The sequence below is a fragment of the Clostridium sp. CCUG 7971 genome, from assembly GCF_017590215.1.
Taxonomy (GTDB): Bacteria; Bacillota; Clostridia; order Peptostreptococcales; family Peptostreptococcaceae; genus Faecalimicrobium.
In genome coordinates this window covers 1-9905 of sequence record NZ_JAFFPK010000005.1, presented here as the reverse complement: position 1 = coordinate 9905, position 9905 = coordinate 1, and the positions used below count along the sequence as shown (strand labels likewise).

General features: G+C 28.3%; 7 protein-coding genes, 1 rRNA gene, 1 pseudogene and 1 riboswitch. All 9 genes and pseudogenes read right to left on the bottom strand.

Annotation, left to right across the window (positions count from 1 at the left end; all coding sequences use genetic code 11):
* Nucleotides 1-28: 28 nt before the first annotated feature.
* The 9 genes and pseudogenes from JWF52_RS00750 to rrf all read right to left on the bottom strand — a co-directional run bounded on the left by JWF52_RS00750 (nucleotide 29) and on the right by rrf (nucleotide 9779).
* Nucleotides 29-2250: pseudogene (locus JWF52_RS00750) on the bottom strand (DUF3553 domain-containing protein).
* Between the two features lie 231 nt (nucleotides 2251-2481).
* On the bottom strand, nucleotides 2482-3501 hold the full coding sequence (locus JWF52_RS00745) for a BMP family lipoprotein (protein ID WP_208331454.1): 1020 nt from the start codon (nucleotides 3499-3501) through the stop codon (nucleotides 2482-2484).
* Nucleotides 3502-3662: 161 nt separating this feature from the next.
* Nucleotides 3663-4475 (bottom strand): energy-coupling factor ABC transporter ATP-binding protein, encoded by an 813-nt coding sequence (locus JWF52_RS00740; RefSeq protein ID WP_208331453.1) that lies wholly within the window; start codon nucleotides 4473-4475, stop codon nucleotides 3663-3665.
* Nucleotides 4462-5166: a cobalt ECF transporter T component CbiQ gene (gene cbiQ, locus JWF52_RS00735; protein WP_208331452.1), complete on the bottom strand. Its 705-nt coding sequence runs from the start codon at nucleotides 5164-5166 to the stop codon at nucleotides 4462-4464. Before cbiQ ends, JWF52_RS00740 begins: the two co-directional genes overlap by 14 nt.
* 2 nt (nucleotides 5167-5168) lie before the next feature.
* Nucleotides 5169-5456 carry an energy-coupling factor ABC transporter substrate-binding protein gene (locus JWF52_RS00730; protein WP_286183928.1) on the bottom strand — a complete coding sequence of 96 codons (288 nt, stop codon included), beginning with the start codon at nucleotides 5454-5456 and terminating at the stop codon, nucleotides 5169-5171.
* Nucleotides 5419-6168, bottom strand: coding sequence for an energy-coupling factor ABC transporter permease (locus JWF52_RS00725; protein WP_208331451.1), 750 nt, complete (start codon nucleotides 6166-6168; stop codon nucleotides 5419-5421). The genes JWF52_RS00730 and JWF52_RS00725 overlap by 38 nt, the downstream gene beginning before the upstream one ends.
* A 209-nt stretch (nucleotides 6169-6377) precedes the next feature.
* Nucleotides 6378-6559: riboswitch (cobalamin riboswitch) on the bottom strand.
* A 195-nt stretch (nucleotides 6560-6754) separates the two neighbouring features.
* Nucleotides 6755-8521 (bottom strand): vWA domain-containing protein, encoded by a 1767-nt coding sequence (locus tag JWF52_RS00720; RefSeq protein WP_208331450.1) that lies wholly within the window; start codon nucleotides 8519-8521, stop codon nucleotides 6755-6757.
* Nucleotides 8522-8549: 28 nt separating this feature from the next.
* Entirely contained in the window at nucleotides 8550-9494 is a 945-nt protein-coding gene (locus tag JWF52_RS00715) for an AAA family ATPase (RefSeq protein WP_208331449.1), read from the bottom strand.
* 168 nt (nucleotides 9495-9662) lie between these two features.
* Nucleotides 9663-9779 (bottom strand): 5S ribosomal RNA (gene rrf, locus JWF52_RS00710).
* Between the last annotated feature and the right edge of the window lie 126 nt (nucleotides 9780-9905).

Sequence of the window (9905 nt, the reverse complement as noted above, 5' to 3'; positions counted from 1 at the left end):
ATTAATTTTTAGCTATAAATATTATTTACTATAGTATATCTAATGTTGTATATTCTTTATTTATCTTCTTAATTCCTTGTTGAACAAATGCTATTGTAACATCTGAACCAACCATCGAAACTACTGTACCAACTCCAAACTTAGGATGATGTACTTTACTTCCTAGTTTTATATCATCTGGGTTTGTTTCCTTTGTAGTATCTTTTACTGTTGCTTTTACATTGTCTGCTACTTTTGATCTATTAACATTGTTCATGTATTTTTGCTTATATTTATCTAATACATTGTAATTTGCCTTAGAATAAGTTAATTCTTTTTCAACTTTATTAAGCTTGTCTATACACTCTTCTGGTAATTCTTCCATAAATCTAGACGCTATAGATGGATTCGTTTTTCCATATAAAGTTCTTCTTTTTGTTAAAGTCATATATAAAACTTCTTTTGCCCTTGTTATACCAACATAGCAAAGTCTTCTTTCTTCTTCTATATCAGAGTCATTCATTGACCTTACAGCCCTTGCTATAGGGAATAGACCTTCTTCTACACCTATAAGAAATACTACCGGGAACTCTAGTCCTTTTGATGTATGAATAGTCATAAGTGATACTTTATCATTTTCTTCATCATTACTAGTCTCTGATGTAAGTGCAACATTAGTTAAGAATGTTTCTAAATCTTGTTCTTCACTATTTTGTTCAAACTCTATCGCAATAGATATAAACTCTTTTAAGTTATCTATTCTATCTTGAGATTCATCACTTTTATCTTTAGATAGTTCTTCTATATATCCTGTTGTTTCTAGCACCTTTTCTATTAACTTACTAACAGGGTATACCTCTTTTATAGTTCTAAGTGTACCTACAGTATCAACAAATCCACTTATACTATTTCTTGCTTTTGTTGATATATCTGAATTAGTTTCTATATCTATTAAAACAGAGTATATACTCTCTTGCTTTAAACTTGCTCTATCTTCTATTTTTTCTATAGTTCTAAGACCTATCCCTCTTCTTGGAACATTTATTATTCTTTTAATGATATATCATCTTGAGGGTTTTGTATAACTCTTAAGTATGCAACTAAATCTTTTATCTCTTTTCTTTCATAGAACTTAGTACCTCCATATATGTTGTATGGTATTTGGCTTCTATTTAAGGCATCTTCTACAGAACGTGCTTGTGCATTTGCTCTATATAATACTGCAAAGTCCTTATAGCTTCTATTTTCTTCTCTCGATATTTTAGCTATCATATCAGCAACAAAATCAGATTCTTCTATTTCATTATCAGCTAATTGTATTTTAATTAGCTCTCCCTCTTTTTTCTCACTCCATAGTTTTTTCCTTTTTCTTTCTATATTATTAGATATAACTGTGTTAGCTGCATCTAATATAACTTGAGTAGATCTATAGTTTTGCTCTAATTTTACTACATGAACATCATCATAATCTCTTTCAAACTCAAGTATATTTCTTATATCAGCGCCTCTCCATCCATAGATACTTTGATCGTCATCTCCAACGACACATATATTTTGATGTTGTCTTGCTAACAATTTTATTAATTCATATTGAGCTTTACTTGTATCTTGATACTCATCGACCATTATATACTTAAATCTACTTCTATAAAAGTCTAATACCTCTGAGTCTTCTTTGAAAAGCTCTACTGTTTTGTATATTAAATCATCAAAATCTAATGCACTATTTCTCTTTAAACGATCTTGGTATAGAGCATATATGTCTGCTATTTTACTCATTCTATTATCATGCATGTGCATAGCTTTAAATTGCTTTGGGCTATATAGCTTATCCTTTGCCCCAGAGATTGTACTTATAACAACCTTAGGTTCAAATACCTTATCACTTAAGTTTAGCTCTTTTAAACAGTCTTTCACTAATGTAACTTGATCCGAACTATCATATATTACGAAACTCCTATTATATCCGATTCTATTTATATCTTTTCTAAGTATTCTAACACAACAAGAATGAAAAGTACTTATCCACATTTCTTTTGTGTCCGATCCTAAAGTTTCTTCAACTCTTTCTCTCATTTCAGTAGCTGCCTTATTAGTAAATGTTATAGCTAATATATTTGGAGCTTGTACACCTTTATCTTCTATAAGGTGGGCTATTCTAGTTGTTAAAACTCTTGTTTTACCTGACCCTGCTCCAGCTAGTATAAGTACCGGACCTTCTGTCTTTTCTACAGCTTCTCTCTGGGCGGGATTTAATGTATCTAAATTCATATATATCCTCCTATTAACAATCTTATATATATATTTTAATCTAAAATAAGTATTTCTTCAAATTTAAGAATCTCACTATTCTTAATGTTTTCCAATATAATGAAAAACTAACATATGCTATAAAATTATTCTAACTTTTATTGCACTATATTATAGTATATATCTTATTGGCAATTAAAAAAAGAGATAGTATCTACTATCTCTTCAAAAATTTACGTTTATAAATTAATTTTAATTGACTTTAACTTTCCCATCTATAATTAACTTTGTTTGTTCTTCAACATAATCAAGTATATCTTTATCTACATTTTTATCGCTACTTGGAGCTATACCAACAGCTTTATCTTTAAGCCCATAGATTATTGCCTTTCCACCATCAAATTTTCCTTTAGTTATATTTGATATAATATCTAAAACACCTATATCTACTCTTTTCATTGCAGATGTTATTACATGGTCTGGAGCTAAATTATTTTGATCCATATCAACCCCTATTGCAAATTTGTCTTTTTCTCTAGCTGCTTCTATTGCTCCTGTACCAACTCCACCAGCCGCTGAAAAAATTATATCTACTCCTTTTGAGTACATTTGACTTGCTATTGATTTTCCTAAACTTGCATCATCAAATGAGTTTGCATATTGTGATAATACATCAACATCAGGATTACCTGCTTTAACACCAGATATAAACCCTTCTTCAAATCTAGTTATATTTGGTATTTTCATACCTCCTATAAATCCAACTTTTTTAGTTTCACTCATTTTAGCTGCAATTATACCCACTAAATACGATGCTTCCCTTTCATCAAAAGTTGCACATATCATATTTTTAGGTATTTCTTGTCCATCTTCCTCATAATTATGATCTATTATTACAAATTTCTTTTCAGGATAAAGATTCGCTGCAGTTAGCATTGATTCTGCAGTTGTATATCCTACCCCTATTATTAAATCTACATCTTGGTCTATAAATGTTTCTATATTTGGAGCATAATCCGCATCTTGAGTAGACTCTAAATATGTACCTTTTATTCCTAATTCCTTCTTAGCTTTTTCTAAACCTTCTAATGATGATTGATTAAATGATTGATCATTAGCACCTCCTTCTCCCAATACTATACCTACTGAAAAATCATCCTTTTTATCAGATTTTGATCCTTCCTCTTTTTTTGTAGAGCTACACCCTACAATATTTACTGATAATGCACACATAATAGCAATTACTGTTAAAGATTTCTTTAGCTTCTCCATATATAATCCCCCTTAAAATATTTAAGTCATCATCATGATTTTAACACCTGTCTTTACAGTTGTAAATGCATAAAAAAATAAACCTTAGTATTTTTCTACTAAGGTTTATCAAAACATAGGCAATCATTATTTAATTTATATTTAAATAGGTTTAGGGCTAATTAATTATTGAGTACTGATTTTTTCCAATACTCATACAGCAATTCTTCATTTTTAAATAATGGAATTTCCATATTTTTATGTATTTTTACTAACCAAGGTAATTCTAGACCTGCTTTAATTATATTATCTTCATTAGTAAATACATCTTCTGTAATTCCTTCTTGAGTAATTTTTCCTTTATCTAAAATATATACATAGTCACATATTTCATAAATTAAATTCATATCATGACTTGATATAACTACCTTCACATTTCTATCTTTTAAATTTTTAATTATTTCTACTATATGCTTTGTACTTATTGGGTCTAATCCTGCTGTTGGCTCATCTAATAAAACCATTTTATTTTCCATAGCTATTACTGATGCTATTGCTACTCTCTTTTTTTGTCCATAGCTTAAAAAGTGCACTGGTTTATTTATAAAATCTATTCCATTAACGGCTATTAAAGCTCTTCTTATTTTCTCTTTTATAATTGTTTCATCTGTACCAATATTTCTTAAAGCAAAAGCTAAATCGTCATATACTCTTGAGTAAAATATTTGTTTTTCTGGGTCTTGAAACACTATTCCTACATCTTTTCTAAGATTGTATAAGCTTTTTTTATCATGCTTTAATTTTTTTCCATCCAATAAAATTTCTCCAGATATTGGTTTTAAAATCCCCATTAAGTTCATAAATAAAGTTGATTTACCAGATCCATTTGATCCTATTATTCCTATTATATTTCCTTTTGAAAAATCCATATTAATATTTGATAGTGCTTTTGAATTTTTTTCGTAATTGTATGTTAAGTTATTAATCGTAAACATTTTCATCCCCTACTATCTGAAATTTTCCATCATACAGCTTCATATCTAGAGATATAGACATGTCTTCGTATCTTTTCATCATTCTTTTGTATAATAAATTTCCAAGAAGTCCAATCGATTTATATGATGTCTTTAAATTTATGTATCCAAATCTTAATTCCTGAGATTTTCTAATATCTGAAACTTCTTCTAAAAATATAAATATAAATCTATATGTAAGCATTGATAGCTCTATTATTGTATCTGATATATGAAGACTTTTTAATAAAAATAGTAATTGATTAAAAGGTGTTGTAAGAACAAAAAAGTATACACACATTAAGCAAGACATTGATCTAAACAACAAATATAATGATGTATTTAAAGATTGACTTGATACTCCTATATATAAATTAAAAAATTTAAAACTATATAGTAAATTTTCATGATTAAATGATATATTTATTAAATTAATTATTATTCCCATAAATAAAAAGTAAATCGGTATTTTAAGTAGCTTCAAGTAACTTTTTAAATCTATTTTAGCAATGCAAACAATAGATAAACTCATTAATATCATTATACTTGATAGTATTAATATACTATGTGTTAGCATAGAGACAATTAAAAAAATTGTCCCTATACCAACCTTTATTTTTGGATTTATATTACTTAATTTATTTGTATATGCATATTTATCAATTAAAAGCATATTTATTTTCTCCTTCTGCTACCTAAGTAGTAACCTATCACTCCTGCTCCTAATGCTGCTTGCGTTGAAAATAATAAACTTTCTATTTCTCCACTTGGTGGCTCATATAGACTATTAAACCATGGCTCATATTCTGGGTTTATTTGACCTATTAAGTCTTCTGCTTCTCCATCTGCTCCACCGTATTCAGCTCCTGAGTTTAGTATTAGAGGAGTTATAATAAGCACTACTGCTAATAAAAGTAATAGCCAATTAGTTTTGTTCACTGATTTCGCATTTGTATTCATCATAATCAACTCCTTTCCCTTCTTTTGCTGTTATTAAATTATACATTATAGTACTTAATATACCTTCTGCTATTGCTATTGGTATTTGAGTCATAAAGAAAACTCCTAAAAATTTAGTAGCTGATGCCATTATTCCACCTGTAGGATCAGGGAATGCTATCGCTAATTGTATAGCAGTTATTGTATATGTAGCTAAATCTCCAAGTGCAACACTTATAAATACATTAGTTCCAGTTTTTACATTTCTCTTCTTTAAAAATCTATACAATAAAAATGATACTATAGGACCAACTATTGCCATAGAAAATGCATTAGCGCCTAAAGTTGTAAGTCCACCATGAGCTAGGAGTAGCGCCTGGAATAATAGTACTATTGTACCTAATACAACCATTACACTTGTTCCAAATAATATAGCTCCTAGACCAACCCCTGTTGGGTGTGAACAGCTTCCTGTTAATGATGGTATTTTCAAAGCTGAAAGTACAAATACAAATGCTCCACATAGAGCTAAAAGTACTTTTTTCTTAGGCTCTTCTTTAATTACCTTGTTTATAGATTTTAATCCTATTAATAAAAATGGTATGAATATTACACTCCACATAATGGACCACTTCATTGGCAAAAATCCTTCCATTATGTGCATTGCATTAGAGTTAATCGGATTTAATACGATTAAAAGAAATGCTGATGCTAATATTAGCTTTAGTTTTTTCATAATTTCCCCTTCTTTCTTTGGCTGTTTTGCCTATTTACTTAATGATTTGCCATATAAATTATTATTTTATCTGATCATATGCATTTAAGCTTATTTCACCTTAGAAGGAATTATATTTCCAATAGAAAAAAGCCTAACGGTTGAGTTAGGCTTCTTTTAACAATACTAATATTGTATACTTTCAAGAAACTTTCTCCCTCCCCGAAGAAATTACTTAAATATTATTAGGCAGGTCTCCTGGCTTAGCATCATCCTACTCCTTAGCCTTCCCATGATAATCATAGTGGCTTAAGTTTAAGTTTCGTTAGCTTTACAGTAGCGGGGGCTGCAGAGGACTTTAACCTCTTTCCCTATTAATCTTTCTTCAAGAACCTATAATATTTTATATTATTTTTTATAATTACATATTATATATTGCACATATATACACTTTGTTAAATTATTGGCTAATCATTTATATAATATATTCTATATATATTTTTATATTCCTTCTTATTTTTCAAATTTTTTACAAATTTTTTATTTTTATAAGAAATTATATTTTACTTAAATTTATGCTAAATATAATTTTTATATGCTATTTTTATTAATCCCTAATAATTTTCTTTAAATACATTGATACTATATCAGAAAATCGATCTATATTTTTTGTGTATATAAAATCTTTTCCATATATTAATCTTTCTGAACCTAGTTCACTTTCCTTACCTGTAAATACCCCTAATACCAAAATTCCTTTTTGCCTAGCAATTCTTACTTCTTTTGCACTGTCTAATACTCCTACATTGCCTTTATAAGACATTTCTCCTCTTATAGTTCTTTCTCTATCCTTACCAATTTTAACGTCATTAGGTTTTCCATCACTTAGAACTATAAGTATTTTATTTTCTTCGCCTCTTTCTAATAATCCATCACATGTAGATTTTATGGCTAACCCATCTCTATTATTACCTGCACAGAAGTACTCAAATATATTTTCACTACTATCTATTGAGTCTTCATAGTCTTTAAATCGTTTTAGTATTGTATAATCCATAAAGCTAGAAAAACCCATTACCCTATTTGGTATACCAACCATAGTTAGTGCTCTTGCTATTATATATCCTTGAGTTGCAACATTAGCTTGATTTCTGCTTTGAGAGCCACTAGCATCTAATAATATATCTATTACATACTTTCCTTTTTCGCTGACTATATCCTTATAAAATATTTTATTATTATTACTCCTAGATGCTCTCCATGCTCTAGAAGCATATACTGTTCCACAATCTGAATATACTCTGCTACTTTCACTTTCTTCTATTAATATTCTTGATAAGCTATCCTTTAATTTGGCTATATTTCTTCTATGAGTTTTAACCTTATCTCTAAATTTACTTATATTATTTTCTTTTTGTCTTGTAGCATATTTTATCTGAGCAACATTACTACATTCACTTCTTAAAACTCCATCTGTAAAATGAATTCTACATCCCTCATGGACCCCTCTACAATTTTTACTTTCTATCTTTTTTATCTCTGATTTATTTTTATATGATTTTCCATAGTAGTGTTCTATTTTCTCATATATCTTATTAACCATTTCTTCATCTACATATATAACTCTATTAGCTGAATTTGAAGATTCTTTTATAGACATTTCACCTATGCTTTCAACTAATATAGAAGATGATAATTCTTGTATTTCATTTTCTATAAAATTTTCTTCATCGTTATAAAGTTCTTCATACATAAAATCTGAAAATGTATCAAAATTTATATTATCTTTAGTTTTGTAATTATATTCTTTATTAATATCTTCACCTTGCAATATCTGTTCAAAATACATTAAATATACTTTATCTATGTCTTGTAAAATATCTACTATATTTTTATTTACATCTATCTCTTTAATACTGTTCATTATTCTTCGTGTAAGCCCATCTACTACCGGATGCTTACCCATTCCTTCTAATACATTTGCATATTTAATCTTTTGTAATATATCTTCATTGTATATCTTACTAAACCCAGAGATAATATCTTTATATGCTTTACTTCTTATATCTTCTACTCCTGGCCTATCTATCATAACCTTAGATTCTACAACTTTATTTAATACAATTTGAACTAAACTCAAAATAGTAGATAAATCATATCCACCTTTAACTCTGTTAATTATATATTTCTTTACTAAATCCCATTCTATGTATTTATGTCTAGCACCAGCCATTATAGCAAAATACATGGCAACTTCTTTAGAATTATAATCTTGATTTGAAATACTTACATCTTCATCATATTTGCCTGATATAGTCCAAGATAAATTATTTATTCTGTTTTCAAATTCATAATCACTATATATCCATTTCATAATATCTCCTACCTAAATAAATTTTTACTTATAATAAAGCTTTATTTAAATTCATACTTGGAAATATATCTTCACTTTTCCATTTATCAGGAATTCTAGTTTTAATTATATCTTGTACCATTTCTTTTTCGTATATATCAAAGCTCTTGCTTGTTATTCCCATACTAATTGCTAAAGATGGACTTAACCCTCTTCTTATAGTCTTTAAAGAGCCTATTAGTCCTCTTAAATCTATTGATTTAGTAGATATTTCTCCATTTTGAGATTTTAACTGCAAATCTAAGAATATCCCTGCAAATTGGTTTAACTTTTCTTCATCTGCATCCTCAAATTCATTTCTTAAAATAAGCATTAACTTATCTTCCTCAACTGCTGGTATATCTATGACCATAAATCTAGAAACTAATGCCTCATTTAATTCCTTAGTTCCTGCATATTCGTAATTCATAGTACCAATAAATCTAGTTGCTTGATGTAAATTAATTCTTTCATATCCTGGTACATCTATAACTCTTCTATAATCTAAAGCTGAATGAAGTACTGCAATTGCATCATTTTTAGCCATATTGATTTCATCAAATACTCCAAACCCACCATTTATCGCACACTCATACACAGATCCCCTTCTTAATTTAACTTCATTATCTATAAAAGTATCTGTACCTATTAGAGTTGTGCTGTCTGTATTAATATGAAAAGATGTATTCCATTGAGGTCTATTAAATATTTCTGATAGATTATCTGCTAATAAGTTCTTCCCTGTAGCTTTAGGTCCAGATAATAAAATGTTTTGTTCTTCTAAAATTGCTGATATAGTCATAGACAAAATATCTTTTCCATAAAAATATTTTTTTGATTTGCTAACACGATCTTCCAAATTACTTTCTAATTTATAATATTTTCTAAAATATAATACATTTTCAATAAGTATCTCATTTATTCCCTGTTTTCTTAAATTCTCTATTATATCCATATGTATCCCCTTTATTGTTAATAGTATAATTATATAGTATCACAATATGATGTATTATTTCTGTATATAAAAAAACTCCCATTTGGGAGTCTAATTACTTTATATTGTAGAACTTACTTATCTAATGTTATAAGCATCACTGTTTAAATTCACGCAATAAAAAAGATTACGTGGCTACGTCTTACTCTCCCAGGCAGTTGCCCACCAAGTACCATCAGCGCTAAAGAGCTTAACTTCTGTGTTCGGAATGGGAACAGGTGTATCCTCTTTGCTATTGTAACCACATAATCTTTTATTTTAGAGTTAATACTCTGAAAACTGCAAACATTTAATATTTCAATCATTTTAATTTTAGCAACCGGAATCTTCGATTCGGCTTGCGATATAAAAATCTTTAGATTTTTATTTTTT